Origin of the sequence: Bergeriella denitrificans NBRC 102155 (assembly GCF_001592185.1) — a bacterium.
Taxonomy (GTDB): domain Bacteria; phylum Pseudomonadota; class Gammaproteobacteria; order Burkholderiales; family Neisseriaceae; genus Neisseria; species Neisseria denitrificans.
Genome location: NZ_BCWL01000369.1, coordinates 1 through 751, shown reverse-complemented (window position 1 = coordinate 751; position 751 = coordinate 1). Strand labels below are relative to the sequence as shown.

At 48.3% G+C, this 751-nt stretch carries 1 protein-coding gene and 1 tRNA gene; one reads left to right on the top strand and one right to left on the bottom strand.

Going from position 1 to position 751, the window contains the following annotated elements; translation table 11 throughout:
• The first annotated feature begins 275 nt into the window (after positions 1-275).
• Positions 276-578 carry a hypothetical protein gene (locus BDE01S_RS10860; protein ID WP_147283895.1) on the top strand — a complete coding sequence of 101 codons (303 nt, stop codon included), beginning with the start codon at positions 276-278 and terminating at the stop codon, positions 576-578.
• 95 nt (positions 579-673) lie between these two features.
• Here BDE01S_RS10860 and BDE01S_RS10855 read toward each other — a convergent pair.
• Positions 674-749: transfer RNA gene (locus BDE01S_RS10855), tRNA-Asn, on the bottom strand.
• Between the last annotated feature and the right edge of the window lie 2 nt (positions 750-751).

The window sequence follows — 751 nt, the reverse complement described above, 5'->3', positions numbered from 1 at the left end:
GGTCGGTAGAGCGACGGACTGTTAATCCGCAGGTCCCTGGTTCGAGCCCAGGTCGGGGAGCCAGATTGAAGAAAAAAGCCCAAACGAAATGTTTGGGCTTTTTTCTTGCCTGAAACAGATTGGGTTTTCAGACGGCTTTTTCAGACGGCCTTCAGGGGCAAGTAACAGTTTGCGCCTGAAAGTTATTGGGATTAAGATAGGGTAATAAGCTGGGTATACTGTTTGAAGACTGTGTTTGGTGCGGCAGGCAGGAAAAGGTGCTTAAAATGCAGGATATGGGCGATCCGGATACAGATGATTTGTATATGGAAGCTGTTGAGGGCTTCATGATGCTGACTATATTTGTAGTCAGTGTGGCAATATTTGTGTATTTATGGATAGCCGGAGGCAGTTTTCTTATGGCTGCGGTGGTCTGGCTGGTGATTATGCTGATATTCGGTGTTGCTATCGGTATGGTAGCGACTGTGGTCGGTATGCTGATAGTGTGGTGGCTGCGGGCGCGGCATCGTTTTCTTGAAGAACGTGCCCAAGCTAAAGCAGCTAAGGCAGCGGCCAAGAGTGCAAAGATACAGCGCTAGTTTATTATCGATTTGACTGTGCTAAACCGATTGCTGACTTTCAGAGAAAACATATATGCAAAAAGACCCAAGCAATGCTTGGGTCTTTTCAAATTTGGCTCCCCGACCTGGGCTCGAACCAGGGACCTGCGGATTAACAGTCCGTCGCTCTACCGACTGAGCTATCGGGGAAT